At 50.4% G+C, this 25,393-nt stretch carries 44 protein-coding genes; 38 read left to right on the top strand and 6 right to left on the bottom strand.

Annotation, left to right across the window (positions count from 1 at the left end; all coding sequences use genetic code 11):
* The 32 genes from HHI26_RS21885 to HHI26_RS21730 form a co-directional block, all read left to right on the top strand.
* Positions 1–678 (top strand): EF-Tu/IF-2/RF-3 family GTPase (locus HHI26_RS21885; protein WP_241008331.1); only part of this gene is annotated, 678 nt, incomplete at its 5' end.
* Between the two features lie 312 nt (positions 679–990).
* On the top strand, positions 991–1,302 hold the full coding sequence (gene rpsJ, locus HHI26_RS21880; protein ID WP_001181005.1) for a 30S ribosomal protein S10: 312 nt from the start codon (positions 991–993) through the stop codon (positions 1,300–1,302).
* 32 nt (positions 1,303–1,334) lie between these two features.
* On the top strand, positions 1,335–1,964 hold the full coding sequence (rplC, locus tag HHI26_RS21875; RefSeq protein ID WP_133847028.1) for a 50S ribosomal protein L3: 630 nt from the start codon (positions 1,335–1,337) through the stop codon (positions 1,962–1,964).
* A 10-nt stretch (positions 1,965–1,974) separates the two neighbouring features.
* Positions 1,975–2,580, top strand: a complete 606-nt coding sequence (rplD, locus tag HHI26_RS21870) for a 50S ribosomal protein L4 (RefSeq protein WP_133847027.1) — start codon at positions 1,975–1,977, stop codon at positions 2,578–2,580.
* Positions 2,577–2,879, top strand: a complete 303-nt coding sequence (gene rplW / locus HHI26_RS21865; protein ID WP_062749336.1) for a 50S ribosomal protein L23 — start codon at positions 2,577–2,579, stop codon at positions 2,877–2,879. Before rplD ends, rplW begins: the two co-directional genes overlap by 4 nt.
* Positions 2,880–2,896: 17 nt before the next feature.
* A complete protein-coding gene (rplB, locus tag HHI26_RS21860; RefSeq protein WP_133847026.1) occupies positions 2,897–3,718 on the top strand; it encodes a 50S ribosomal protein L2 in 822 nt (273 codons plus the stop codon).
* A 16-nt stretch (positions 3,719–3,734) separates the two neighbouring features.
* A complete protein-coding gene (gene rpsS, locus HHI26_RS21855) occupies positions 3,735–4,013 on the top strand; it encodes a 30S ribosomal protein S19 (RefSeq protein ID WP_004160590.1) in 279 nt (92 codons plus the stop codon).
* A gap of 14 nt (positions 4,014–4,027) precedes the next feature.
* Positions 4,028–4,360: a 50S ribosomal protein L22 gene (rplV, locus tag HHI26_RS21850; protein ID WP_000447532.1), complete on the top strand. Its 333-nt coding sequence runs from the start codon at positions 4,028–4,030 to the stop codon at positions 4,358–4,360.
* 17 nt (positions 4,361–4,377) lie between these two features.
* A complete protein-coding gene (gene rpsC, locus HHI26_RS21845) occupies positions 4,378–5,076 on the top strand; it encodes a 30S ribosomal protein S3 (protein WP_002919766.1) in 699 nt (232 codons plus the stop codon).
* A 12-nt stretch (positions 5,077–5,088) separates the two neighbouring features.
* The gene (rplP, locus tag HHI26_RS21840; RefSeq protein ID WP_002438716.1) at positions 5,089–5,499 is read left to right on the top strand and encodes a 50S ribosomal protein L16; all 411 of its coding nucleotides are present in this window, start codon (positions 5,089–5,091) and stop codon (positions 5,497–5,499) included.
* Complete coding sequence (rpmC, locus tag HHI26_RS21835; RefSeq protein WP_048917635.1) at positions 5,499–5,690, top strand: 50S ribosomal protein L29; 192 nt, start codon at positions 5,499–5,501, stop codon at positions 5,688–5,690. Before rplP ends, rpmC begins: the two co-directional genes overlap by 1 nt.
* Positions 5,690–5,944 (top strand): 30S ribosomal protein S17, encoded by a 255-nt coding sequence (rpsQ, locus tag HHI26_RS21830; RefSeq protein WP_133847025.1) that lies wholly within the window; start codon positions 5,690–5,692, stop codon positions 5,942–5,944. Before rpmC ends, rpsQ begins: the two co-directional genes overlap by 1 nt.
* A gap of 166 nt (positions 5,945–6,110) precedes the next feature.
* Complete coding sequence (gene rplN, locus HHI26_RS21825) at positions 6,111–6,482, top strand: 50S ribosomal protein L14 (protein WP_015960712.1); 372 nt, start codon at positions 6,111–6,113, stop codon at positions 6,480–6,482.
* Positions 6,483–6,492: 10 nt separating this feature from the next.
* Entirely contained in the window at positions 6,493–6,807 is a 315-nt protein-coding gene (gene rplX, locus HHI26_RS21820) for a 50S ribosomal protein L24 (protein ID WP_048917632.1), read from the top strand.
* A gap of 14 nt (positions 6,808–6,821) precedes the next feature.
* Positions 6,822–7,361 (top strand): 50S ribosomal protein L5, encoded by a 540-nt coding sequence (gene rplE, locus HHI26_RS21815; RefSeq protein WP_013204126.1) that lies wholly within the window; start codon positions 6,822–6,824, stop codon positions 7,359–7,361.
* A gap of 13 nt (positions 7,362–7,374) precedes the next feature.
* The gene (gene rpsN, locus HHI26_RS21810) at positions 7,375–7,680 is read left to right on the top strand and encodes a 30S ribosomal protein S14 (protein WP_133847024.1); all 306 of its coding nucleotides are present in this window, start codon (positions 7,375–7,377) and stop codon (positions 7,678–7,680) included.
* A gap of 30 nt (positions 7,681–7,710) precedes the next feature.
* Positions 7,711–8,103 (top strand): 30S ribosomal protein S8, encoded by a 393-nt coding sequence (gene rpsH / locus HHI26_RS21805; protein ID WP_133847023.1) that lies wholly within the window; start codon positions 7,711–7,713, stop codon positions 8,101–8,103.
* A 12-nt stretch (positions 8,104–8,115) separates the two neighbouring features.
* A complete protein-coding gene (gene rplF / locus HHI26_RS21800) occupies positions 8,116–8,649 on the top strand; it encodes a 50S ribosomal protein L6 (RefSeq protein ID WP_133847022.1) in 534 nt (177 codons plus the stop codon).
* Between the two features lie 9 nt (positions 8,650–8,658).
* Positions 8,659–9,012, top strand: coding sequence for a 50S ribosomal protein L18 (rplR, locus tag HHI26_RS21795; RefSeq protein ID WP_004160572.1), 354 nt, complete (start codon positions 8,659–8,661; stop codon positions 9,010–9,012).
* Positions 9,013–9,026: 14 nt separating this feature from the next.
* A complete protein-coding gene (gene rpsE, locus HHI26_RS21790) occupies positions 9,027–9,527 on the top strand; it encodes a 30S ribosomal protein S5 (RefSeq protein ID WP_004160571.1) in 501 nt (166 codons plus the stop codon).
* Positions 9,528–9,532: 5 nt separating this feature from the next.
* Positions 9,533–9,712, top strand: a complete 180-nt coding sequence (rpmD, locus tag HHI26_RS21785) for a 50S ribosomal protein L30 (protein ID WP_004160569.1) — start codon at positions 9,533–9,535, stop codon at positions 9,710–9,712.
* Between the two features lie 3 nt (positions 9,713–9,715).
* Positions 9,716–10,150 (top strand): 50S ribosomal protein L15, encoded by a 435-nt coding sequence (rplO, locus tag HHI26_RS21780; RefSeq protein ID WP_133847021.1) that lies wholly within the window; start codon positions 9,716–9,718, stop codon positions 10,148–10,150.
* Between the two features lie 7 nt (positions 10,151–10,157).
* Positions 10,158–11,489, top strand: coding sequence for a preprotein translocase subunit SecY (gene secY, locus HHI26_RS21775; protein ID WP_004160567.1), 1,332 nt, complete (start codon positions 10,158–10,160; stop codon positions 11,487–11,489).
* A gap of 32 nt (positions 11,490–11,521) precedes the next feature.
* Positions 11,522–11,638, top strand: a complete 117-nt coding sequence (rpmJ, locus tag HHI26_RS21770) for a 50S ribosomal protein L36 (RefSeq protein ID WP_004160566.1) — start codon at positions 11,522–11,524, stop codon at positions 11,636–11,638.
* A gap of 146 nt (positions 11,639–11,784) precedes the next feature.
* On the top strand, positions 11,785–12,141 hold the full coding sequence (rpsM, locus tag HHI26_RS21765) for a 30S ribosomal protein S13 (RefSeq protein WP_048917626.1): 357 nt from the start codon (positions 11,785–11,787) through the stop codon (positions 12,139–12,141).
* 16 nt (positions 12,142–12,157) lie between these two features.
* Entirely contained in the window at positions 12,158–12,547 is a 390-nt protein-coding gene (gene rpsK / locus HHI26_RS21760) for a 30S ribosomal protein S11 (RefSeq protein WP_004160563.1), read from the top strand.
* 33 nt (positions 12,548–12,580) lie between these two features.
* The gene (gene rpsD / locus HHI26_RS21755; RefSeq protein ID WP_133847020.1) at positions 12,581–13,201 is read left to right on the top strand and encodes a 30S ribosomal protein S4; all 621 of its coding nucleotides are present in this window, start codon (positions 12,581–12,583) and stop codon (positions 13,199–13,201) included.
* 25 nt (positions 13,202–13,226) lie between these two features.
* Complete coding sequence (gene rpoA / locus HHI26_RS21750; protein ID WP_002919219.1) at positions 13,227–14,216, top strand: DNA-directed RNA polymerase subunit alpha; 990 nt, start codon at positions 13,227–13,229, stop codon at positions 14,214–14,216.
* A gap of 40 nt (positions 14,217–14,256) precedes the next feature.
* The gene (gene rplQ / locus HHI26_RS21745; RefSeq protein ID WP_003850180.1) at positions 14,257–14,643 is read left to right on the top strand and encodes a 50S ribosomal protein L17; all 387 of its coding nucleotides are present in this window, start codon (positions 14,257–14,259) and stop codon (positions 14,641–14,643) included.
* A gap of 119 nt (positions 14,644–14,762) precedes the next feature.
* Entirely contained in the window at positions 14,763–15,134 is a 372-nt protein-coding gene (locus tag HHI26_RS21740) for a DUF1992 domain-containing protein (RefSeq protein ID WP_133847019.1), read from the top strand.
* Complete coding sequence (zntR, locus tag HHI26_RS21735; protein WP_133847018.1) at positions 15,134–15,565, top strand: Zn(2+)-responsive transcriptional regulator; 432 nt, start codon at positions 15,134–15,136, stop codon at positions 15,563–15,565. Before HHI26_RS21740 ends, zntR begins: the two co-directional genes overlap by 1 nt.
* A gap of 55 nt (positions 15,566–15,620) precedes the next feature.
* Positions 15,621–15,836 (top strand): ribosome alternative rescue factor ArfA, encoded by a 216-nt coding sequence (locus HHI26_RS21730; RefSeq protein WP_133847017.1) that lies wholly within the window; start codon positions 15,621–15,623, stop codon positions 15,834–15,836.
* Between the two features lie 42 nt (positions 15,837–15,878).
* On the opposite strand, the gene mscL is transcribed toward HHI26_RS21730, so the two are convergent.
* The 5 genes from mscL to def all read right to left on the bottom strand — a co-directional run bounded on the left by mscL (position 15,879) and on the right by def (position 20,670).
* Complete coding sequence (gene mscL / locus HHI26_RS21725) at positions 15,879–16,292, bottom strand: large-conductance mechanosensitive channel protein MscL (RefSeq protein ID WP_062749324.1); 414 nt, start codon at positions 16,290–16,292, stop codon at positions 15,879–15,881.
* Between the two features lie 121 nt (positions 16,293–16,413).
* A complete protein-coding gene (gene trkA, locus HHI26_RS21720; protein WP_133847016.1) occupies positions 16,414–17,790 on the bottom strand; it encodes a Trk system potassium transporter TrkA in 1,377 nt (458 codons plus the stop codon).
* 59 nt (positions 17,791–17,849) lie between these two features.
* Positions 17,850–19,139, bottom strand: coding sequence for a 16S rRNA (cytosine(967)-C(5))-methyltransferase RsmB (gene rsmB, locus HHI26_RS21715; protein WP_159338635.1), 1,290 nt, complete (start codon positions 19,137–19,139; stop codon positions 17,850–17,852).
* 50 nt (positions 19,140–19,189) lie between these two features.
* Positions 19,190–20,137, bottom strand: a complete 948-nt coding sequence (gene fmt / locus HHI26_RS21710; RefSeq protein ID WP_171149698.1) for a methionyl-tRNA formyltransferase — start codon at positions 20,135–20,137, stop codon at positions 19,190–19,192.
* Between the two features lie 23 nt (positions 20,138–20,160).
* Positions 20,161–20,670, bottom strand: a complete 510-nt coding sequence (def, locus tag HHI26_RS21705; RefSeq protein ID WP_133847013.1) for a peptide deformylase — start codon at positions 20,668–20,670, stop codon at positions 20,161–20,163.
* Positions 20,671–20,796: 126 nt separating this feature from the next.
* On the opposite strand from def, the gene dprA reads away from it, so the two are divergent.
* From dprA to HHI26_RS21675, 6 genes are read left to right on the top strand one after another with little or no spacing between them, the layout of a single operon-like run.
* The gene (gene dprA / locus HHI26_RS21700) at positions 20,797–21,921 is read left to right on the top strand and encodes a DNA-protecting protein DprA (protein WP_133847012.1); all 1,125 of its coding nucleotides are present in this window, start codon (positions 20,797–20,799) and stop codon (positions 21,919–21,921) included.
* Entirely contained in the window at positions 21,893–22,366 is a 474-nt protein-coding gene (gene smg / locus HHI26_RS21695) for a DUF494 family protein Smg (RefSeq protein WP_133847011.1), read from the top strand. Before dprA ends, smg begins: the two co-directional genes overlap by 29 nt.
* A gap of 25 nt (positions 22,367–22,391) precedes the next feature.
* Positions 22,392–22,961, top strand: coding sequence for a type I DNA topoisomerase (locus HHI26_RS21690; protein ID WP_133847010.1), 570 nt, complete (start codon positions 22,392–22,394; stop codon positions 22,959–22,961).
* The gene (gene tsaC, locus HHI26_RS21685) at positions 22,945–23,511 is read left to right on the top strand and encodes an L-threonylcarbamoyladenylate synthase type 1 TsaC (protein ID WP_133847009.1); all 567 of its coding nucleotides are present in this window, start codon (positions 22,945–22,947) and stop codon (positions 23,509–23,511) included. Before HHI26_RS21690 ends, tsaC begins: the two co-directional genes overlap by 17 nt.
* 11 nt (positions 23,512–23,522) lie before the next feature.
* Positions 23,523–24,341 carry a shikimate dehydrogenase gene (aroE, locus tag HHI26_RS21680; protein ID WP_133847008.1) on the top strand — a complete coding sequence of 273 codons (819 nt, stop codon included), beginning with the start codon at positions 23,523–23,525 and terminating at the stop codon, positions 24,339–24,341.
* Positions 24,338–24,598 carry a DUF1488 domain-containing protein gene (locus tag HHI26_RS21675; RefSeq protein ID WP_133847007.1) on the top strand — a complete coding sequence of 87 codons (261 nt, stop codon included), beginning with the start codon at positions 24,338–24,340 and terminating at the stop codon, positions 24,596–24,598. Before aroE ends, HHI26_RS21675 begins: the two co-directional genes overlap by 4 nt.
* Here the strand turns inward: HHI26_RS21675 and HHI26_RS21670 are convergent.
* Positions 24,565–25,119, bottom strand: coding sequence for a gamma carbonic anhydrase family protein (locus HHI26_RS21670; protein WP_133847006.1), 555 nt, complete (start codon positions 25,117–25,119; stop codon positions 24,565–24,567). The genes HHI26_RS21675 and HHI26_RS21670 overlap by 34 nt on opposite strands.
* Positions 25,120–25,393 lie beyond the last annotated feature (274 nt).

Below are 25,393 nucleotides of genomic sequence, written 5' to 3'. Positions count from 1 at the left end.
GTTGTTCGTGGTTCTGCACTGAAAGCACTGCAGGGCGACGCTGAGTGGGAAGCTAAGATCATCGAACTGGCTGGTCACCTGGATAACTACATCCCAGAACCAGAGCGTGCGATTGATAAGCCATTCCTGCTGCCAATCGAAGACGTATTCTCCATCTCCGGCCGTGGTACTGTTGTTACCGGTCGTGTAGAGCGCGGTATCGTTAAAGTGGGTGAAGAAGTTGAGATCGTTGGTATCAAAGATACTGTGAAATCAACTTGTACCGGCGTTGAAATGTTCCGTAAGCTGCTGGACGAAGGCCGTGCGGGTGAGAACTGTGGTATCCTGCTGCGCGGTGTTAAGCGTGAAGATATCCAGCGTGGCCAGGTTCTGGCTAAGCCAGGTTCAATCAAGCCACACACCAAGTTCGAGTCAGAAGTTTATATTCTGTCTAAAGATGAAGGCGGCCGTCATACTCCGTTCTTCAAAGGCTACCGTCCACAGTTCTACTTCCGTACAACTGACGTGACCGGTACCATCGAACTGCCAGAAGGCGTTGAGATGGTTATGCCAGGCGACAACATTCAGATGGTTGTTACCCTGATCCACCCAATCGCAATGGACGACGGTCTGCGTTTCGCAATTCGCGAAGGCGGCCGTACTGTTGGTGCGGGTGTTGTTGCTAAAGTTATCGCTTAATTGTCGAAACTTGTCTGGCAGAGCGTGCTCTGCCAGAGCACGAAAAGAGAGCGCTTCGGCGCTCTTTTTTTATGCCCGTCCTTGGTGATAAACGAACATAGTGTTTGCTTTACCTCCGGATGTACGTATAATACGCGGGCCTGCCAATATGGTAAGGCGCGATTCGATATGAATCGCAGACAAGTACGAAAGTACCTGTCAACAATACTCGCGATATGCGGGTTATGTGCTCAACGATTACACTCCTCCATCAATCGTAATGGATGCGAGTAGTAATTCTTTTCGTTTATAAATAATTGGAGCTCTGGTCTCATGCAGAACCAAAGAATCCGTATCCGTCTTAAAGCGTTTGATCATCGTCTGATCGATCAATCAACTGCGGAAATCGTAGAGACTGCCAAGCGCACTGGTGCGCAGGTACGTGGTCCTATCCCGCTGCCGACCCGCAAAGAGCGCTTTACCGTTCTGATCTCTCCGCACGTCAACAAAGATGCGCGCGATCAGTATGAGATTCGCACTCACAAGCGTCTGGTTGACATCGTTGAGCCAACCGAAAAAACGGTTGATGCTCTGATGCGTCTGGATCTGGCTGCAGGTGTTGACGTGCAGATCAGCCTGGGTTAATCAGGTCATTGAGCGATTGAGAGGTTGAAACAATGATTGGTTTAGTCGGTAAAAAAGTGGGTATGACCCGTATCTTCACAGAAGATGGCGTTTCTATCCCTGTAACCGTGATCGAAATTGAAGCAAACCGCGTTACTCAGGTCAAAGGCCTGGAAAACGACGGTTACACTGCTATCCAGGTAACTACCGGTGCTAAAAAAGCTAACCGCGTAACTAAGCCTGAAGCAGGTCATTTTGCTAAAGCTGGCGTTGAAGCTGGCCGTGGTCTGTGGGAATTCCGCACCGTTGATGGCGCAGAGTTCACTGTAGGTCAGAGCATTAATGTTGACATTTTCGCTGACGTGAAAAAAGTTGACGTGACTGGAACATCTAAAGGTAAAGGTTTTGCCGGTACTGTAAAGCGCTGGAACTTCCGTACTCAGGATGCTACGCACGGTAACTCCTTGTCACACCGCGTACCGGGTTCTATCGGTCAGAACCAGACTCCGGGCAAAGTGTTCAAAGGCAAGAAAATGGCAGGCCAGATGGGCAACGAGCGTGTAACTGTTCAGAGTCTGGACGTTGTACGTGTTGACGCTGAGCGCAACCTGCTGCTGGTTAAAGGTGCAGTACCCGGTGCTACCGGTTGCGACCTTATCGTTAAACCAGCTGTGAAGGCGTAAGGGGATAGCAATGGAATTAGTATTGAAAGACGCGCAAAGCGCGCTGACTGTTTCCGAAACTACCTTCGGTCGTGATTTCAACGAAGCGCTGGTACACCAGGTTGTTGTTGCTTATGCAGCAGGTGCTCGTCAGGGTACTCGTGCTCAGAAGACTCGTGCTGAAGTAACTGGTTCAGGCAAAAAGCCATGGCGCCAGAAAGGTACCGGCCGCGCTCGTGCAGGTTCTGTAAAGAGCCCAATCTGGCGTTCAGGTGGTGTTACCTTCGCTGCGAAGCCACAGGACCACAGTCAAAAAGTTAACAAAAAGATGTACCGCGGCGCGCTGAAAAGCATCCTGTCCGAACTGGTACGTCAAGATCGTCTGATCGTTGTCGAGCAGTTCTCTCTGGAAGCACCTAAAACTAAGCTGCTGGTAGAGAAACTGAAAGACATGGCTCTGGAAGACGTGCTGATCATCACTGGCGAACTGGAAGAGAACCTGTTCCTGGCCGCGCGTAACCTGTACAAGGTTGACGTACGTGATGCAGCGGGTATCGACCCAGTTAGCCTGATCGCCTTCGACAAAGTCGTTATGACTGCTGCCGCAGTTAAGCAAGTTGAGGAGATGCTGGCATGATCCGTGAAGAACGTCTGCTGAAAGTACTGCGCGCGCCGCACGTATCTGAAAAAGCATCTGCTGCGATGGAAAAAACTAACACCATCGTTCTCAAAGTTGCGAAAGACGCGACCAAAGCAGAAATCAAAGCCGCTGTACAGAAACTTTTCGAAGTAGAAGTTGAAGTCGTGAACACTTTGCTGGTTAAAGGCAAAACTAAGCGTTCTGGACAGCGTATTGGTCGTCGTAGCGACTGGAAAAAAGCTTACGTCACCCTGAAAGAAGGCCAGAATCTGGACTTCGCAGGCGGCGCTGAGTAAGTCGGAGGAGAAGAACAATGGCAATTGTTAAATGTAAACCGACATCTCCGGGTCGTCGCCATGTAGTTAAAGTGGTAAACGCGGAGCTGCACAAGGGCAAACCATTCGCCCCGCTGGTAGAAAAAAACAGCAAATCCGGTGGCCGTAACAACAATGGTCGCATCACTACCCGTCATATCGGTGGTGGTCACAAGCAGGCTTACCGTATTGTTGACTTCAAACGCAACAAAGATGGTATCCCAGCGACCGTTGAACGTCTTGAGTACGATCCGAACCGCTCTGCGAACATCGCACTGGTTCTGTACAAAGACGGCGAACGCCGTTATATCTTGGCCCCTAAAGGCCTGAAAGCTGGCGACCAGATTCAGTCTGGCGTTGATGCTGCGATTAAAGCAGGTAACACTCTGCCGATGCGTAACATCCCAGTGGGTTCTACCGTGCATAACGTAGAAATGAAACCAGGCAAAGGCGGTCAGATTGCTCGCTCTGCTGGTACTTACGTGCAGATCGTTGCGCGTGATGGTTCTTACGTTACCCTGCGTCTGCGTTCTGGTGAAATGCGTAAAGTCGAAATTGACTGCCGCGCAACCCTGGGCGAAGTCGGTAACGCTGAGCACATGCTTCGCGTTCTGGGTAAAGCCGGTGCAGCTCGTTGGCGTGGTATTCGCCCTACCGTTCGCGGTACTGCGATGAACCCAGTTGATCACCCGCACGGTGGTGGTGAGGGTAAAAACTTTGGTAAGCACCCGGTAACTCCGTGGGGCGTTCAGACCAAAGGTAAGAAAACCCGCAGCAACAAGCGTACCGATAAGTTCATCGTACGTCGCCGTAGCAAATAATTTTAGAGGATAAGCCATGCCACGTTCTCTCAAGAAAGGTCCTTTTATTGACCTGCACTTGCTGAAGAAGGTAGAGAAAGCTTTGGAAAGCGGAGACAAGAAGCCACTGCGCACCTGGTCCCGTCGTTCAACGATCTTCCCTAACATGATCGGTTTGACCATCGCTGTCCATAATGGTCGTCAGCACGTTCCTGTCTTTGTTTCCGACGAAATGGTCGGTCACAAACTGGGTGAATTTGCACCGACCCGTACTTATCGCGGCCACGCGGCTGATAAAAAAGCCAAGAAACGCTAAGGCAGGAGGAAGAGATGGAAACTATCGCTAAACATCGCCACGCTCGTTCTTCTGCACAGAAGGTTCGCCTGGTAGCGGATCTTGTACGCGGTAAGAAAGTGTCGCAGGCTCTGGACATTTTGACCTACACCAATAAGAAAGCGGCTGTACTGGTCAAGAAAGTTCTGGAATCTGCCATTGCTAACGCCGAACACAACGATGGCGCTGACATTGATGATCTGAAAGTCACGAAGATCTTCGTAGACGAAGGCCCAAGCATGAAGCGCATTATGCCTCGTGCAAAAGGTCGTGCAGATCGCATCCTGAAGCGCACCAGCCACATTACTGTGGTTGTGTCCGATCGCTGAGACTCTGGAGACTAGCAATGGGTCAGAAAGTACATCCTAATGGTATTCGCCTGGGTATTGTTAAACCCTGGAACTCTACCTGGTTCGCAAATACCAAAGAATTCGCTGACAACCTGGACAGCGACTTTAAAGTGCGTCAGTTCCTGACTAAAGAACTGGCTAAAGCATCCGTTTCTCGTATCGTTATCGAGCGTCCGGCTAAGAGCATCCGTGTGACCATTCACACTGCTCGCCCAGGCATCGTTATCGGTAAGAAAGGCGAAGATGTAGAAAAACTGCGCAAGGTCGTAGCGGATATCGCTGGCGTTCCTGCACAGATTAATATCGCCGAAGTCCGTAAACCGGAACTGGACGCTAAATTGGTTGCTGACAGCATCACTTCACAGCTGGAGCGTCGTGTGATGTTCCGCCGTGCGATGAAGCGTGCTGTACAGAACGCAATGCGTCTGGGCGCTAAAGGGATCAAAGTTGAAGTTAGTGGCCGTCTTGGCGGTGCAGAAATCGCGCGTACTGAATGGTACCGTGAAGGCCGCGTGCCACTGCACACTCTGCGTGCAGACATTGACTACAACACCTCTGAAGCCCACACCACTTATGGTGTAATCGGCGTTAAGGTATGGATCTTCAAAGGTGAGATCCTGGGTGGTATGGCTGCTGTTGAACAACCGGAACCGGCTGCTCAACCTAAAAAGCAGCAGCGTAAAGGCCGTAAGTAAGGAGAGTCGCTGATGTTACAACCAAAGCGTACAAAATTCCGTAAAGTGCACAAAGGCCGCAACCGTGGTCTGGCGCAGGGTACGGATGTTAGCTTCGGTACTTTCGGTCTGAAAGCTGTTGGCCGTGGTCGTCTGACTGCACGTCAGATCGAAGCAGCACGTCGTGCTATGACCCGTGCAGTTAAGCGTCAAGGTAAAATTTGGATCCGAGTATTCCCGGACAAACCAATTACCGAGAAGCCGCTGGAAGTGCGTATGGGTAAAGGTAAAGGTAACGTAGAGTATTGGGTTGCCTTGATCCAGCCTGGCAAAGTCCTGTATGAAATGGACGGCGTTCCAGAAGAGCTGGCCCGTGAAGCCTTCAAGCTGGCAGCAGCAAAACTGCCTATCAAAACCACCTTTGTAACTAAGACGGTGATGTAATGAAAGCTACAGAGCTGCGTGAAAAAAGCGTTGAAGAGCTCAACACTGAGCTTCTTAACCTGCTGCGTGAACAGTTTAATCTGCGCATGCAGGCAGCATCCGGCCAACTTCAACAGACTCACGTCTTGAAGAATGTGCGCCGTGATGTTGCACGTGTTAAGACTTTACTGACTGAGAAGGCGGGTGCGTAATGACCGATAAAATCCGTACTCTGCAAGGTCGTGTGACTAGTGACAAAATGGAGAAATCTATTGTTGTTGCTATCGAACGTGTTGTGAAGCACCCAATCTACGGGAAATTCATCAAGCGTACGACCAAACTGCACGTACACGACGAGAACAATGAATGTGGTATCGGCGACGTGGTTGAAGTCCGCGAATGCCGTCCACTGTCCAAGACTAAGTCCTGGACGCTGGTTCGCGTTGTAGAGAAAGCAATTCTGTAATAGAATCTGCCGTCTCTAAAAAATAAGATAAACGGCTCGCAAGAGCCGTTTATTTTTTCTACCCATATGCAGGAAGCAGTGTTATAATGCTGCGCCCTCAATATGGGGCTTTTATACGACCTGAATCAGGTCCCGAAGTAGTAGTTGACATTAGCGGAGCACTAAAATGATCCAAGAACAGACTATGCTGACCGTCGCCGACAACTCCGGTGCACGTCGCGTAATGTGTATCAAGGTTCTGGGTGGCTCGCACCGTCGCTACGCAGGCGTAGGCGACATCATCAAAATTACCATCAAGGAAGCAATTCCTCGCGGTAAGGTTAAGAAGGGTGATGTGCTGAAAGCGGTAGTGGTGCGCACCAGGAAGGGTGTTCGTCGCCCGGACGGTTCTGTCATTCGCTTCGATGGTAATGCATGCGTTATTTTAAATAATAACAGTGAGCAGCCTATCGGAACGCGTATTTTTGGGCCGGTAACTCGTGAACTTCGTACTGAAAAGTTCATGAAAATTATCTCTCTGGCACCAGAAGTACTCTAAGGAGCGAAAAATGGCAGCTAAAATCCGTCGCGATGACGAAGTTATCGTGCTGACCGGCAAAGATAAAGGTAAGCGCGGTAAAGTAAAAAATGTTCTGTCTTCAGGCAAACTGATTGTTGAAGGTATTAACCTGGTTAAGAAACACTCAAAGCCGGTTCCGGCTCTGAACCAACCAGGTGGCATCGTTGAAAAAGAAGCTGCTATTCAGGTTTCTAACGTTGCACTCTTCAACTCGGCAACCGGCAAGGCTGACCGTGTAGGCTTTAGATTCGAAGACGGCAAAAAAGTCCGTTTCTTCAAGTCGAACAGCGAAACTATCAAGTAATTTGGAGTAGTACGATGGCGAAACTGCATGATTACTACAAAGACGAAGTAGTTAAACAACTCATGACTGAGTTTAGCTACAATTCTGTCATGCAAGTCCCTCGGGTCGAGAAGATCACCCTGAATATGGGTGTAGGTGAAGCGATCGCTGATAAGAAACTGCTGGATAATGCAGCAGCTGACTTAGCAGCAATCTCCGGTCAAAAGCCGTTTATCACCAAAGCACGCAAATCAGTTGCAGGCTTCAAAATCCGTCAGGGCTATCCGATCGGCTGTAAAGTAACTCTGCGTGGCGAACGCATGTGGGAGTTCTTTGAGCGTCTGATTTCTATTGCTGTTCCACGTATCCGTGACTTCCGTGGCTTGTCCGCTAAGTCATTCGATGGCCGTGGAAACTACAGCATGGGCGTTCGTGAGCAGATCATCTTCCCAGAGATCGACTATGACAAAGTCGACCGCGTTCGTGGTTTGGATATCACCATTACCACTACTGCGAAATCTGATGATGAAGGCCGCGCACTTTTGGCTGCTTTTAACTTCCCGTTCCGCAAGTAAGGCAGGGTTACTGATGGCTAAGCAATCGATGAAAGCACGTGAAGTCGTTCGCGTGAAACTGGCTGACAAGTACCGCGCTAAACGCGAGGAACTGAAGGCTATCATTTCAAATGTGAACTCATCCGACGAAGATCGTTGGAATGCTGTTCTCAAGCTGCAAACTCTGCCGCGTGATTCCAGCCCGTCTCGTCAGCGTAACCGCTGCCGTCAAACTGGCCGTCCACATGGTTATGTGGGCAAATTCGGTCTGAGCCGTATCAAGTTGCGTGAAGCCGCCATGCGCGGTGAAGTACCTGGCTTGAGAAAGGCTAGCTGGTAATTACCAATTGAATCACGGGAGTAAAGACAGATGAGCATGCAAGATCCGATCGCGGATATGCTGACCCGTATCCGTAACGGTCAAGCCGCGAACAAAGTTGCGGTCACCATGCCTTCCTCCAAGCTGAAATTGGCTATTGCCAACGTGCTGAAGGAAGAAGGCTATATTGAAGAATTTAAAATCGAAGGCGACACCAAGCCTGAACTGGAACTGACTCTTAAGTATTTCCAGGGCAAGGCAGTGGTTGAGAGCATTCAGCGTGTAAGCCGTCCAGGTCTGCGTATCTACAAACGCAAAGACGAACTGCCAAAAGTTATGGCTGGACTGGGTATCGCTGTTATCTCTACCTCTAAAGGTGTTATGACCGATCGTGCAGCACGCCAGGCAGGTCTTGGCGGCGAAATTATCTGCTACGTAGCTTAATCGGAGGAATAAATGTCTCGTGTTGCTAAAGCACCAGTCGCGATTCCTGCCGGCGTAGAGGTAAAACTCGACGGTCAGGTTATTTCGATTAAAGGTAAAAACGGCGAGCTGACTCGTACGCTCAACAAAGCTGTAGAAGTTAAGCATGCTGACAACACCCTGACTTTCGCTCCGCGCGAAGGTTTTGTGGATGGTTGGGCGCAGGCGGGTACCTCTCGTGCGCTGTTGAACGCTATGGTTATCGGTGTTACCGAAGGCTTCACTAAGAAGCTGCAGCTGGTTGGTGTAGGTTATCGTGCAGCCGTAAAAGGCAACTCTGTGAGCTTAGCCCTGGGCTTCTCTCACCCTGTTGACCATGAGCTGCCAGCGGGAATCACTGCTGAATGTCCAACTCAGACTGAGATCGTGCTGAAAGGCGCTGATAAACAGCTGATTGGTCAGGTTGCAGCGGATCTGCGCGCCTACCGTCGTCCTGAGCCTTATAAAGGCAAGGGTGTTCGTTACGCCGACGAAGTCGTGCGTACCAAAGAGGCTAAGAAGAAGTAAGGTAACACTATGGATAAGAAATCTGCTCGTATCCGTCGTGCGACCCGCGCACGTCGCAAGCTCAAAGAGCTGGGTGCTACTCGCCTGGTGGTACATCGTACCCCGCGTCATATTTACGCACAGGTAATCGCACCCAACGGTTCTGAAGTCCTGGTCGCTGCTTCTACAGTAGAAAAAGCTATCAGTGAGCAACTGAAGTACACTGGAAACAAAGACGCTGCTGCTGCTGTTGGTAAAGCAGTTGCTGAACGCGCAATCGAAAAAGGCATCACTGGTGTTTCTTTCGACCGTTCTGGTTTCCAATATCATGGTCGTGTCCAGGCACTGGCAGATGCTGCCCGTGAAGCTGGCCTACAGTTCTAAGGTAGAGGTGTAAGATGGCACACATCGAAAAACAAGCTGGCGAACTGCAGGAAAAGCTGATCGCGGTAAATCGCGTATCTAAAACCGTTAAAGGTGGCCGTATTTTCTCCTTCACAGCTCTGACTGTTGTTGGTGATGGTAATGGTCGCATTGGTTTTGGTTACGGAAAAGCGCGTGAAGTTCCAGCAGCGATCCAGAAAGCGATGGAAAAAGCTCGTCGCAATATGATCAATGTCGCGCTGAACAACGGCACCCTGCAGCACCCTGTTAAAGGTGTGCACACAGGTTCTCGTGTGTTCATGCAACCAGCTTCAGAAGGTACCGGTATTATTGCCGGTGGTGCAATGCGCGCCGTTCTGGAAGTTGCTGGGGTTCATAACGTTTTGGCTAAAGCCTACGGTTCCACCAACCCGATCAACGTGGTTCGTGCAACTCTGGATGGCCTGGCCAACATGAATTCCCCAGAAATGGTCGCTGCCAAGCGTGGCAAATCCGTTGAAGACATTCTGGGGTAATGACCATGGCTAAGACTATTAAAATTACTCAAACCCGTAGTTCGATCGGTCGTTTGCCTAAACATAAGGCAACACTGCTTGGCCTGGGTCTGCGTCGTATTAACCACACCGTAGAGCGTGAAGACACGCCAGCTGTACGCGGTATGGTTAACGCGATTTCCTACATGGTTAAAGTGGAGGAGTAACAGATGCGTTTAAATACTCTGTCTCCGGCCGACGGCTCCAAGCACGCTCCTAGACGTCTGGGTCGTGGTATTGGTTCTGGTCTCGGCAAAACCGGCGGTCGCGGTCACAAAGGTCAGAACTCACGTTCTGGCGGTGGCGTACGTCGTGGTTTTGAAGGCGGCCAGATGCCTCTGTACCGTCGTCTGCCGAAATTCGGTTTCACCTCTCGCAAAGCAATGGTCACTGCAGAAGTTCGTCTGTCTGACCTGGCGAAAGTTGAAGGCGGTATCGTCGACCTGAACACGCTGAAAGCAGCAAACATTATCGGTATTCAGATGGAGTTCGCGAAAGTGATCTTGTCTGGCGAAGTTTCTGCACCGGTAACGATTCGCGGTCTGCGTGTAACTAAAGGCGCTCGTGTTGCAATCGAAGCTGCTGGCGGTAAAATTGAGGAATAAGTAGCAGATGGCTAAGCAACCGGGATTAGATTTTCAAAGTGCCAAAGGTGGTTTTGGCGAACTAAAACGCAGACTTCTGTTTGTAATTGGTGCGCTAATTGTCTTCCGCATTGGTTCTTTTATTCCGATCCCTGGTATCGATGCCACTGTACTTGCCAAACTGCTTGAGCAACAGCGTGGCACCATCATTGAAATGTTCAACATGTTCTCTGGTGGTGCTCTGAGCCGTGCTTCTATCTTTGCCCTGGGTATTATGCCGTATATTTCGGCCTCTATTATTATCCAGCTGCTGACGGTGGTTCATCCAGCGTTAGCAGAAATCAAGAAAGAAGGGGAGGCTGGCCGTCGTAAGATTAGCCAGTACACCCGTTACGGTACTCTGGTATTAGGTATATTCCAGGCGGTCGGTATTGCTACCGGCCTGCCGAATATGCCAGGAATGCAAGGTCTGGTACTAAATCCAGGTTTTGCTTTCTACTTTACCGCTGTTGTCAGTCTGGTCACGGGGACAATGTTCCTGATGTGGCTGGGCGAGCAGATAACTGAGCGAGGTATCGGTAATGGTATCTCGATCATTATCTTCGCTGGTATTGTTGCGGGTCTGCCGCCGGCCATTGGCCATACCATCGAGCAAGCGCGGCAAGGCGACCTGCACTTCCTCCTGTTGCTGTTGGTTGCAGTTCTCGTATTTGCAGTGACCTTCTTCGTTGTTTTCGTTGAGCGTGGTCAACGCCGCATTGTGGTGAACTATGCGAAACGTCAGCAAGGCCGTCGTGTCTATGCTGCGCAGAGCACACATTTACCGTTGAAAGTTAATATGGCCGGTGTAATACCTGCTATCTTTGCTTCCAGCATTATCTTGTTCCCAGCAACCATCGCGTCATGGTTCGGGGGCGGAACTGGCTGGAACTGGCTGACGACTATTTCGATGTCATTACAGCCAGGTCAACCGCTTTATGTGCTACTCTATGCGACTGCAATCATCTTCTTCTGTTTCTTCTACACAGCGTTGGTTTTCAACCCGCGTGAAACAGCAGATAACCTGAAGAAGTCTGGTGCATTTGTACCAGGTATTCGTCCGGGAGAACAGACGGCGAAGTATATCGATAAAGTAATGACACGCCTGACATTAATCGGTGCGTTGTACATTACCTTTATCTGCCTGATCCCGGAGTTCATGCGTGATGCGATGAAAGTTCCATTCTACTTCGGCGGTACATCACTGCTGATCGTAGTCGTTGTCATCATGGACTTTATGGCTCAAGTGCAAACTCTGATGATGTCAAGTCAGTATGAGTCTGCATTGAAGAAAGCAAACCTGAAGGGCTACGGCCGTTAATTCAGGCGCTTGAGAAGTTACGGAGAGTAAAAATGAAAGTTCGTGCTTCCGTCAAGAAATTATGTCGTAACTGCAAAATCATTCGTCGCGACGGCGTCGTTCGTGTGATTTGTAGTGCCGAGCCTAAGCATAAACAGCGCCAAGGCTGATTTAATCGCATATTTTTCTTGCAAAGTCGGGTTGAGCTGGCTAGATTAGCCAGCCAATCTTTTGTATGTCTATGCGTTTCCATTTGAGTATCCTGAAAACGGGCTTTTCGGCATGGGACGCATAAGTAATTAAATAGGAGTGCATAGTGGCCCGTATAGCAGGCATTAACATTCCTGATCATAAACATACCGTTATCGCATTAACTGCAATCTTCGGTATCGGTAAAACCCGCTCACAGGCTATCTGTGCGTCAACGGGTATTGCTGAAAATGTTAAGATCAGTGAGCTGTCTGAAGAACAAATCGACATTCTGCGTGATGCAGTAGCTAAATTTGTTGTTGAAGGCGATCTGCGTCGTGAAGTCACCCTGAGCATCAAGCGTCTTATGGACCTTGGCTGCTATCGTGGTTTGCGTCATCGTCGTGGTCTTCCAGTGCGCGGTCAGCGTACCAAGACTAACGCACGTACCCGTAAGGGTCCGCGTAAACCGATCAAGAAATAATCGGGGTGATTGAATAATGGCAAAGGCACCAGTTCGTGCACGTAAGCGTGTAAGAAAGCAAGTCTCTGATGGCGTGGCTCATGTCCATGCATCTTTCAACAACACCATCGTAACTATTACCGATCGTCAAGGTAATGCGCTGGGTTGGGCAACAGCCGGTGGTTCCGGTTTCCGTGGTTCTCGTAAGTCTACGCCGTTCGCTGCGCAGGTTGCTGCAGAGCGTTGCGCAGAGGCCGTGAAAGATTACGGTATTAAGAACCTGGAAGTTATGGTTAAGGGTCCTGGTCCAGGCCGCGAATCAACAATTCGTGCTCTGAACGCTGCTGGTTTCCGCATCACTAATATTACTGATGTGACTCCGATCCCTCACAACGGTTGTCGTCCGCCGAAAAAACGTCGCGTATAACGCCCCGTTTTTTAGGAATGTTGGAGAAAGAAAATGGCAAGATATTTGGGTCCTAAGCTCAAGCTGAGCCGTCGTGAAGGCACAGACCTGTTCCTCAAGTCTGGCGTTCGCGCGATTGATACCAAGTGTAAGATTGAACAAGCTCCTGGTCAGCACGGTGCGCGCAAGCCACGTCTGTCTGACTATGGCGTGCAGTTACGTGAAAAGCAGAAAGTTCGTCGTACCTACGGCGTGCTGGAGCGTCAGTTCCGTAACTATTATAAAGAAGCAGCTCGTCTGAAAGGCAACACAGGTGAAAATCTGTTAGCTCTGCTGGAAGGTCGTCTGGATAACGTTGTTTACCGTATGGGCTTTGGTGCCACTCGTGCAGAAGCACGTCAGTTGGTTAGCCACAAATCTATTATGGTAAACGGTCGCGTTGTTAGCATCGCTTCTTATCAGGTAACTCCGAATGACGTTGTTAGCATCCGTGAGAAAGCCAAAAAGCAGTCTCGCGTGAAAGCCGCTCTGGAGCTGGCTGAACAGCGTGAAAAGCCAACCTGGCTGGAAGTTGATGCAACTAAGATGGAAGGTGTGTTCAAGCGTATTCCTGAACGTACTGATCTGTCTGCGGACATTAACGAACACCTGATCGTCGAGCTTTACTCCAAGTAAGGCTTAGTACCAAAGAGAGGACACAATGCAGGGTTCTGTGACAGAGTTTCTAAAACCGCGCCTGGTAGATATCGAGCAAGTGAGTTCGACGCACGCCAAGGTGACCCTTGAGCCTTTAGAGCGTGGCTTTGGCCATACTCTTGGTAACGCACTGCGCCGTATTCTGCTTTCATCAATGCCGGGTTGCGCGGTGACCGAGGTTGAAATTGATGGTGTACTGCACGAGTACAGCACCAAAGAGGGCGTACAGGAAGATATCCTGGAAATCCTGCTCAACCTAAAAGGTTTGGCGGTAAGAGTTCAGGGCAAAGATGAAGTTATTCTTACTCTGAATAAATCTGGCATTGGCCCTGTGACTGCAGCCGATATCACCCATGATGGGGATGTCGAAATCGTCAAGCCGCAGCACGTGATCTGTCACCTGACCGATGAAAACGCCGCTATCAGCATGCGTATCAAAGTTCAGCGTGGTCGTGGTTATGTGCCGGCTTCTGCCCGAATTCATTCGGAAGAAGATGAGCGCCCAATTGGTCGTCTGTTGGTCGATGCCTGCTACAGCCCTGTAGAGCGAATTGCCTACAATGTTGAAGCAGCGCGTGTAGAACAGCGTACCGATTTGGACAAGCTGGTCATCGAAATGGAAACTAACGGTACTATCGATCCTGAAGAGGCGATCCGCCGTGCAGCGACCATTCTGGCTGAACAACTGGAAGCTTTCGTCGACTTACGTGATGTACGTCAGCCGGAAGTGAAAGAAGAGAAACCAGAATTCGATCCGATCTTGCTGCGCCCTGTTGACGATCTGGAATTGACTGTCCGCTCTGCTAACTGCCTTAAGGCAGAAGCTATCCACTACATCGGTGATCTGGTACAGCGTACCGAGGTTGAGCTGCTTAAAACGCCTAACCTTGGTAAAAAATCTCTTACTGAGATTAAAGATGTGCTGGCTTCTCGTGGTTTGTCTCTGGGCATGCGCCTGGAAAACTGGCCACCCGCTAGCATCGCTGATGAATAACCCGATCACAGGTTAAGGTTTCACTGAGAAGGATAAGGTCATGCGCCATCGTAAGAGTGGTCGTCAACTGAACCGCAACAGCAGCCATCGTCAGGCTATGTTCCGCAACATGGCTGGCTCTTTGGTTCGTCACGAGATTATCAAGACGACCCTGCCAAAAGCGAAAGAGCTGCGTCGCGTAGTTGAGCCGCTGATTACTCTTGCCAAGACCGACAGCGTAGCTAATCGTCGTCTGGCATTCGCCCGTACTCGTGATAACGAGATCGTGGCAAAACTGTTTAATGAGCTCGGTCCGCGTTTCGCGAGCCGTGCAGGTGGTTACACTCGCATTCTGAAGTGTGGCTTCCGCGCTGGTGACAACGCTCCGATGGCTTACATCGAGCTGGTTGATCGTCCAGAAGCTCAAGCAGAAGCTGCAGCAGAGTAATCTGCCGCAGTATTGAAAAAGCCCCGCTTGCGGGGTTTTTTTATATCCAAAATTCCTGCCCCCTTTATCTCTCTCTCAAATGCGTTATGCTGACCTCAATCTGGTAAACGGAGGCCATCATGTCTTTACTTGATCAACTCGCAGAAAAGCATATCCTCGCGGCCCTTCGTCAGGGTGAGCTCGATAATCTCCCCGGAGCAGGTCATCCCCTACAGCTGGATGATGATAGCCATGTGCCTTCTGAGCTGCGTGCGGGCTATCGTATTCTGAAGAATTCTGGCTTCTTGCCACCAGAGCTGGAGATGAAACGCGAAGCTCTAGAGCTGGATGAATTAATGCGAACGGTCGATCCAAATGAAGAGCGCTACTATCAACAGGCAAAACGTCTGAGCTTACTTGAGGTGAAGTTGAAACAGGCGGGAATCAGTACTGATTTTTTGCAGGGCGGCTATGGCCGCAGAATACAGCAGCACTTTCGGGAGGAAGAGTAATGTACCGTATTGGACAGCTGGCGAAACTGGCTGATGTGACGCCGGATACTATCCGGTTTTATGAAAAACAGCAGATGATGGATCATAAGGTGCGTACCGAAGGCGGGTTCAGACTTTACAGTGACAGCGATCTGCAGCGCCTTAAGTTTATTCGCTATGGTCGACAGTTGGGTTTCACTCTTGAGGCGATTCGTGAATTGCTGTCAATTCGCGTCGACCCTGAGCATCATACCTGCCAGGAATCAAAGACCATCGTACAGAAGCGGCTGAATGAAGTTGAAGCGATGCTTACGGAATTACATCATATGCAACGCTCGCTTACTCGCCTTAATGATGCCTGCTGTGGCACGTCTCACAGCAGTGTATATTGTTCGATTCTTGAAGCCTTAGAAAAAGGCGCGACTACTACGGTGGCGAAAAGCACCGATTGAATTTCCGTTGCCAGAGGTCTATATTCTCCAACGTCATCCATCAACAGGAAAAACTATGACTGTCTATCAGCATAAAAAGGGCACTATCCGCGATAATGCTCTGGAAGCATTGTTACATGACCCATTATTCAAAACGCGTATCGAAGTCAATCAGAAAGGAAAAGGCAGCTTCCGACGTAAAGATAAACACGCGAAGAAAGGTAACTGGGAGGCCAGTGGTCAGTGCGCAAATCGCGTATTTACCACTGGCCTCCTGGTTTTTCAGGCATAAAAAAACCGCCAGTTATGGCGGTTTTCAGAAGTCCAGGCTCGCTTACAGCGGCTTGTTATTCTGCTCTTTCAACAGGTCACGGATCTCACTCAGAAGAGTTTCTTCTGCAGAAGGTTTTGCCACCGGTTTTTCCACTTCTTTCTTTTTGTACATTTTGTTCATCACTTTGATGGCCATGAAGATGGCAAAGGCAACGATGACAAAATCAAAAATGGTTTGCAGGAAAATACCGTATTGCATTACGACTGCTGCGGTTTCCCCTTCTGCAGGCTTCAATACCCAGGCAAACTGTTTAAAATCAACTCCCCCAATCAATAATCCCAGCGGTGGCATAATGATGTTTGCCACCAGTGAGGACACGATTTTGCCAAACGCCGCACCAATGATGACACCGACAGCCAGGTCCACCACGTTGCCACGCATCGCGAAATCGCGAAACTCTTTGAATAAACTCATTGTTATCTCCCGTATTTGCCAATTTTTTAAGTCTAACAAACGATCGGGCTTTTTCCACGGAGATTGCAGATAAAAAGCTAAACACCCGGTCAGAACCGGGTGAGAAGTGAGATTAGATCGATTAGAGGAAGAACGGGCTGGGCTGGAATAAACGTTCGACGTCAGAAACAAACTTCTTGTCGGTGAGAAACATAATGACATGGTCGCCCTGCTCAATACGCAGATTGTCATTAGCGATGATCACATCACTACCGCGCACAACGGCGCCAATGATTGTGCCGGGCGGTAGCTTGATGTCATCAATCTGACGTCCTACAACTTTCGATGTAGATTCTTCGCCATGAGCGATAGCTTCAATGGCTTCGGCAACACCACGGCGCAGAGAAGAAACACCCACGATATCCGCTTTACGTACATGTCCTAGCAGCGCTGATATTGTTGCCTGCTGAGGTGAAATCGCGATGTCGATCACGCTGCCCTGGACCAGGTCAACATAGGCGCGACGCTGGATAAGTACCATCGCTTTCTTGGCACCCATACGTTTTGCCAGCATGGCTGACATAATATTAGCTTCATCATCGTTAGTGATGGCGATAAACAGATCAATCTGATCAACATGTTCTTCAGCCAGCAGTTCCTGATCCGATGCATCGCCATAAAAGACGATGGTGTTTTGCAGGTTCTGGGCCAGCTCAGCAGCTCGCTGCTGATCACGTTCGATCAGTTTTACGCTGTAATGTTTCTCAAGACGCTGTGCCAGACCAAAACCAATATTCCCACCACCGACGATCATAATGCGCTTGTAGGGTTTTTCCAGCCTTTGATATTCACTCATTACCGCGCGGATATGCTGGCTGGCAGCGATGAAGAACACTTCATCTCCCGCTTCAATGATGGTGGAACCCTGGGGGCGGATCGGGCGATCCTGACGGAAGATCGCTGCTACGCGGGTATCAATGTGCGGCATATGCTCGCGCATCACTGATAATGCATTACCGACCAGCGGCCCACCATAATAGGCTTTCACCACGGCCAGACTCACCTTGCCTTCGGCAAAATTAACTACCTGCAGAGCACCCGGGTACTCAATGAGTCGGTAGATATTGTCGATCACCAATTGCTCGGGTGAGATCAGATGGTCGATAGGAACGGCTTCAGGAATGAATAGCTTATCAGCATCACGGATATAGTCCGGGGCGCGGATACGGGCGATGCGGTTTGGCGTGTTAAAAAGAGAGTAGGCAACCTGACAGGCGACCATATTGGTTTCATCTGAATTGGTTACCGCAACCAGCATATCAGCATCTTCAGCGCCGGCCTCGCGTAATACACGGGGATGTGAACCATGCCCCTGTACCACGCGTAAGTCGAACTTGTCCTGCAGCTGACGCAAACGCAGGGCATCGGTATCGACCACGGTAATATCGTTGTTTTCACCGACCAGGTTCTCAGCGAGTGTTCCGCCGACCTGTCCTGCACCAAGAATGATGATTTTCATTATGCTTCAGTCTGTTGGTTATCGTTCAGATTGTGGCGCAGTGTAACGCGCCACGCTGGTCATTGTTTTATCAATTTTGCGTAATAGAAGCCATCACCGCCATCGGTCTGCGGAAATACCTGAATACCCGGTTGTGAGAGGTCACCTGTATCACTTAAACGCGCATCAGTATGACGCTGCAGGAACTGGCTTACTTGCTGATGATTTTCTTCCGGTAATATTGAACAGGTCGCGTATAACAACGTCCCGCCTGACTTCAGATGTGGCCAGACTGCATCCAGAATCTGCTGCTGTAATAAGGCAAGTTCTGGGATATCACGATCGCGGCGCAGCCACTTGATATCAGGATGGCGCCGTATGACACCGGTTGCTGAACATGGCGCATCCAGCAGAATACGATCGAATTGCGTATTCCCACACCAGGCTTCTGGGGTACGGCCGTCACCCAGCTTAACTTCCGCTGTCATGTTCAGGCGTTGCAAATTCTCACTAATTCTTGCCAGGCGCTGGGCATCAACATCTACGGCCATGACGTCAGCCTGAGGGGCCGCTTCCAGAATATGTGTCGTCTTACCGCCTGGTGCAGCACAGAGGTCGAGGATCTTCTCGCCATTCTGTGGATCAAGCAGTGCCACACAGCCCTGGGCTGAGGCATCCTGAACAGTGACCCACCCCTGATCGAACCCCGGAAGCTGGCCCACTGCGCACGGGGTTTCCAGTCTTAATGCATCACTGTGTTGCGGATGAAAAAATGCCGTTTTACCGCTTTCCTCAAGGAGTGCCAGCCACGCATCGCGGCTGTGATGGTTTCGGTTAACACGCAGCCACATCGGTGGCCGCTGGTTATTAGCCTCGACAATCTGTTGCCACTGATCTGGCCAGGCACGTTTCAGGCGTTCCAGTAACCACTTTGGATGCAGGTACTGCTGATCGCCATCATTCATCTGCAGCATCAACTCTTCCTGTTGACGCTGGAACTGCCGCAGTACTCCGTTGATCAGGCCTTTTAGCTGCTGACGTTTCAGCGCAATGGCACCCTCTACCGTTTCCGCTAGTGCAGCATGAGCCGGGATTCGTGTATGCATCAACTGATACAGGCCGACCATAATCAGGAAGTGAATAGTGCGTTGCTTGCCTGTCATCGGACGTGACATCAGTTTGCTGATAATCCACTCCAGTTGCGGAAGCGTACGCAGTACGCCGTAGCAAAGCTCCTGTAGCAGGGCTGCGTCTTTCTCACCGACAGATTTCTGTGCAGCGGGCAGCACGTTACTGAGCGATTGCCCTTGCTCAACGACTTTCTCGATAGTCTGAGCAGCAACACTGCGTAAGTTAGTATTTTTTTTCATAGTGGATTCGCAATTCTTACGATTGCCCGGCATGAGTGCCGGGCAACGCATCAGGCAATAATATTGCCCGGAGTAAACCATTCACGGCGGGAGTTGAGCAGGTCCTGGGCTTTCATCGGCTTTTTGCCGGCAGGCTGCAGTTCTTCGATATTCAGCACGCCATCGGTAGTCACTACCTGAATGCCATGCTTATCAGCTTGCAGGACTTCGCCTGGCTGATGTCCGCTAACGGCGGCCAGCACCGATGCCTTCCATACTTTCACCGGTTGCTCATCAATGACGAAGTAGCTGACTGGCCATGGATTAAACGCACGGATACAGCGTTCAAGCTGTGACGCAGAAAGTGACCAGTCAAGACGGGCCTCTTCCTTGCTTAGTTTTTCGGCATAACTGACCAGAGATTCATCCTGCACTTCAGGTCGTGCGCTGCCTTCTGCCAGTTGTGTCAGAGTGCTCAGCATTCCGGCAGGCCCGAGGTTCGCCAGCTTGTCGTACAGCGTGGCACTGGTATCACTGGCTTCGATCGGGCAGGCCAACTTGAAGAGCATATCGCCGGTATCAAGCCCAACATCCATCTGCATGATGGTCACACCTGTCTCTGCATCACCTGCCCACAGCGAGCGCTGAATGGGTGCGGCACCACGCCAGCGCGGTAACAGGGAACCATGAACGTTAATGCAACCAAGACGTGGCATATCCAGCACGGCTTTCGGTAGAATCAACCCGTAGGCAACGACCACCATGACATCAGCATTAAGCGCATCGACCAGTTGTTGGTTCTCTTCGGGACGTAGTGATTTAGGCTGGAAAACCGGAATGTTGTGTTGTTCGGCCAGCTGTTTTACGGGGCTGGCGGTGAGTTTGTTGCCACGGCCCGCGGGTCGATCTGGCTGAGTAAATACACCGACAACCTGATGCCCGGATGACAACAGCGCGTCAAGATGACGCGCTGCAAAGTCAGGGGTGCCGGCAAAAATGATTTTTAATGATTCGGACACATTATTCCCTTCAGTCAGCGAACTCAGTCGCGGGCGCTTTGACGATACAGTTTTTCCAGCTTCTGACGGATACGCTGACGTTTCATTGGCGACAGGTAATCTATAAACAGCTTACCAACCAAATGATCCATCTCGTGTTGAATACAGATTGCCAGCAGGCCATCCGCTTCCAATTCAAAGCTGTTGCCGTCACGGTCCAGTGCCCGAATTTTGACTCTTTCAGAGCGAGGCACGAGTGCGCGTTGTTCAGGAATAGACAAACAACCTTCTTCAATACCGGTTTCGCCACTTTCTTCCAGCAATTCCGGATTGATGAGTACCAGCCGCTCGTCCCGATTCTCAGAAACATCAATCACGATAATACGCTGATGAATATCCACCTGTGTTGCTGCCAGGCCAATACCTTCCTCTGCGTACATTGTTTCAAACATATCATCGACGATACGCTGAATATTAGCATTCACTTCTTTTACCGGTTCCGCAACGATGCGCAGGCGATCGTCAGGAAAATGTAATACCTGCAAAACTGACATAACTTTCCAGATCTGTGTTCAAGGGATTAGATATTTATCTCTCTTATTGTAGACATTTCGCGCTGCGATTGACAGCATTCGTGGCGGTAACCTTCAGGGGGAAGGGGCAATATCAGGGAGAGATTCATGTTACCAGTGGAGTGCGCCTTGCGGCTTTCAACTCTGTCCGGGCTATCAAGTTCACAGCGCCTGACTTTAATGACTGAATTACAGACGATCGCGTTGCCTGACGCCTGCGATCTGGCATCGCTAGGTCTGTCGGTTTTACAGCAGCAGGCGTTCCTTGATTATGATAAACAGATTATTGCTCAGAGTATTGAATGGCTGGAGGCACCACAGCACCATTTTATTACACCTCTTAGCCCTTATTACCCAGAGCAGTTGAAGGCGATCACACGTTTTCCGTTGATGCTATTTGTTGCGGGTGATCCGGCCATACTTTCCTCTCCTCAGCTGGCGGTGGTTGGCAGTCGGCATTGCTCCCATTATGGTAGTGAATGGGGCAACTGGTTCAGCCAGGCGCTGGCTCTCAGTGGCTTGACGATTACCAGTGGGTTGGCGTTAGGCATTGATGGTGTCGCTCATCGTGCTGCGCTGGAGGTGCAAGGTAAGACGATAGCCGTGCTGGGTAGTGGACTTGATGTTCTTTACCCACGGCGCCATCAGGCACTGGCAGAGCAGATCATTGCCGGTGGCGGTGCGCTGGTCTCTGAGTTTCCTCTGTCGGTGCAGCCATTACGCGCGCATTTCCCCCGGCGCAACCGGATCATTAGCGGCCTGAGCCTCGGTGTTCTGGTCGTGGAGGCGACGTTACGCAGTGGCTCACTGGTTACAGCTAAACTGGCATTGGAGCAGAACCGAGACGTGTATGCGCTACCGGGGTCCCTGGCCAGCCCCGGCAGCGAGGGAACACACTGGCTGATTCAGCAGGGGGCATTACTTGTGGCTCATCCCAATAATATTATCGAACAAATACAGAGCGACCTCTCCTGGCTATCAGATTTGCCCCAACGGGAAAACAATTCAGCGCAGAGTAGTAATCCTCCATTGCCATTTCCCGATGTGTTGGCTAACGTAGGAGATGAGGTTACACCTGTTGACGTCGTCGCTGAACGTGCCGGCCAACCTGTGCCAACCATCGTAGCGAAGTTGCTTGAGTTGGAGTTAGCAGGGTGGATCGCAGCTGTACCCGGCGGCTATGTCCGATTGAGGAGGGCAAGCCATGTTCGACGTACTAATGTACTTATTTGAAACGTATATCCACAACGAAGCAGAAATGCGTGTTGATCAGGATAAATTGACTGATGATTTAACCGATGCAGGTTTTCATCGTGAAGATATTTATAATGCGTTGAACTGGTTGGAGAAGCTGGCGGATTATCAGGAAGGTCTGGTCGCCCCGATTCAGCTGACTACCGATCCGCTGTCTATGCGTATCTACACCGAGGAAGAGAGTCAGCGTTTAGATGCCAACTGTCGTGGCTTTATTTTGTTCCTGGAGCAAATTCAGGTGCTGAATCTGGACACGCGCGAAATGGTTATCGAACGTATTATGGCACTTGATACTCTCGAGTTTGATCTGGACGATCTCAAATGGGTGGTGCTGATGGTGTTGTTTAATATCCCAGGATGTGAAAACGCCTATCAGCAAATGGAAGAGCTACTTTTCGACGTCAATGAAGGAATGCTGCACTGAAGATTGCCTTCGTGTACACAATGTTATGAATAAAACAGCGCTTTTCGCTGTGCGAAAAAATGAACCCTGCCCCCAGTGTGGGGCAGAACTGGTTATTCGCTCCGGGAAACATGGCGCTTTCCTTGGTTGCTCACTCTATCCTGAATGCGACTTTATTCGTCCGCTAAAAGGCCAGGCTGACGGGCACATCATTAAAGTGCTTGAAGGTCAGCTATGCCCAAAATGCGGTGCTGACCTCGTACTGCGCCAGGGGCGCTATGGCATGTTTATCGCCTGTAGCGATTATCCCGAATGCGAACATACCGAAACCATCGATAAGCCAGATGAAACCACACTTGCCTGTCCGCAGTGCCAGGGGGGAAAGCTGGTTCAACGTCGCTCGCGCTTCGGTAAAACCTTCCATGCTTGTGACCGTTATCCGGATTGTCAGTTCGCGGTTAATTTCACACCGTTGGAAGGGATCTGCGAGTTCTGCCAGTTTCCGCTGCTTATTGAAAAGAAAACGGCCAGAGGTGTCAGGCGTTTTTGCGCCAGTAAAGCCTGTGGCAAACCTGTAACATTAGATAATGGTAGTGAAGATGAAATCCGTGGATGAGTCACTAACGCACTGCGTTAACGTGCTGCGTCAGTCTGCAGTGATTGCTTATCCGACCGAGGCCGTATTCGGTTTGGGTTGTGATCCTGATAGCGAAGCAGCAGTGATGAAACTGCTGAAGTTAAAACATCGTCCGATAGAGAAGGGGCTCATTCTTATTGCGGCTGACTATCAGCAACTGATTCCTTATATTGCCGATGAGCAGCTCTCTGCGGAGCAAAAAGAGCGGATGTTTTCCCTCTGGCCAGGACCGGTCACTTGGGTGTTACCCGCGCGTGCATCGACCCCGGGCTGGTTGACGGGGCAATTTTCCTCGCTGGCCGTTCGCGTCAGCGATCATCCCGGTGTTGTGGCATTGTGCAAAACCTTTGGTAAACCCCTGGTTTCTACCAGTGCCAATCTGACGAGTTTACCGCCTTGTCGCGATGTCGCTGAAGTACTGGCACAGTTTGGCGAGACGTTCCCGGTATTCCTCGGCGAAACCGGTGGTCGTCAGAATCCATCAGAAATCCGCGATGTATTAACCGGCGAACTCATTCGCCAGGGATAAAGAGAACACTTATGCCGTCTTTCGTCGTCTTCGGTAACCCGATTAGCCACAGCAAATCGCCGCGTATTCACCAGCTATTTGCTGAACAAACCGGTATTCCGCATCCTTACGGCCGGCTATGTGCACCGCTTGATGGATTTGAGCAGTCCGCTCGCGAGTTTTTTGCTCAGGATGGCAGGGGGGCAAATATTACTCTGCCGTTCAAACAGCAGGCTTTTGCCCTCTCCAGTGAACTGACGGAACGCGCAGCGCTGGCAGGCGCGGTCAATACGCTAAAGAAGTTGGATGATGGTCGTCTATTGGGGGACAACACCGATGGGATCGGCCTGTTAAGCGATCTTCTGCGTTTGCAGTTGATTCATCCCGACGATCGAATCCTGTTGATCGGTGCCGGTGGGGCCGCACGGGGCGTGATCCTGCCGCTCCTCGCGTTTAATTGCAGTGTAACAGTGACGAATCGCACTCACGCGCGGGCTGAAGAGTTGGTGGCACTTTTCCAGCACCACGGTGGTATCCGTTCGCTTGCGCAGAATGAATTGCGCGATGCGCAGTTCGATCTGGTCATCAATGCAACGTCAAGCGGTGTCGAAGGGGGGATTCCTGATCTGCCTGTTGGACTGCTGAATGAGCGTAGCCGTTGCTATGACATGTTCTATCAGGTGGGTGATACACCTTTCCTGCAATGGTGTCGCCAGCAAGGATCGACTCAGATTGCTGATGGCCTGGGAATGCTGGTGGGGCAGGCGGCGCACTCCTTTATGCTGTGGCATGGGGTGATGCCAGAAATCACGCCAATTATTGATGTGTTGAAACAAGAGATGAGTGCGTGAATCAGGCGATTCAGTTTCCTGAGCGTGAATGGTGGGATGAAACGATACAGGCCGTTTGCTTCAGTGCGCTGGTCAATGGTTTTCAACTGGTTTGTGCGATTGACGGCGAAGTGTTGCTTCGCCGTTTTCCTACAACAAGTGATCCTCTGGCCTGTTTCTGCCTGAATCGCTGGGAGCTGGAAGAGGATGCCGAGCTGGCGATCAAACAACAGAAAGAAGATACTCAGGGCTGGGTATGGCTCTCTTCTGATAAATAGTCATTTTTCCAGCCAACATAGTTATTAGCTGAATAAAGCAATCCGCCAATCTCTTCTTCTGTCAGTGGGCGTATTTTTTTTGCTGGGCTTCCTAAATAGAGGTAACCACTTTCGAGGCGTTTACCCGGGGAGACCAGGCTACCTGCTCCTATCATCACATCGTCTTCTACTATTACACCATCTAGCAGAATCGATCCCATCCCAACCAGAACACGATCACCAATCGTGCAACCGTGTAGCATCGCTTTATGCCCGATGGTGACATCTTCTCCAACAACCAGTGGATGACCTTCAGGGTTAGCGGCTGATTTATGAGTTAAATGCAGAACGCTCCCATCCTGGATGTTGCTGCGTTTTCCAATGGTGACCTTGTTAACATCTCCCCGGATGACTACCAGAGGCCAGATACCGACATCATCAGCCAGCACGACGTCACCAATCACAACGCTGGTGGGATCAATCATCACGCGTCCGCCTAACTGAGGGCGTACTCCTTTATATGCACGTATATTGTCGCTCATCACTCTCTCCTTTACCGATACGATCCCAGTAGCCTAGTTCCGGAAGTGATCTTTGATCAATGATTGGCTGAAAAGACGCGGTAATTTTGTGCGGATCGCCTGAGATCTCAGCGAAAAGAGTGAAAACTCAGCAACCAAAAAGAAAGATCTAAAAAAGGCTTGTGCAATAAATTCGGATCCCTATAATGCGCAACCACTGAGACGGCACAACGGCTTACGGCCAGCGGCTCAGGAGGTTCAGGAAGCATCTGAACCGCCGGAAAAAACTTCTCAA

Source organism: Erwinia sp. JH02, assembly GCF_013074405.1.
In the GTDB taxonomy this organism is placed as follows: Bacteria; Pseudomonadota; Gammaproteobacteria; order Enterobacterales; family Enterobacteriaceae; genus Erwinia; species Erwinia rhapontici.
Note: the sequence above shows the minus strand (reverse complement) of the source record. Positions and strands in the feature narration are given on the sequence as shown.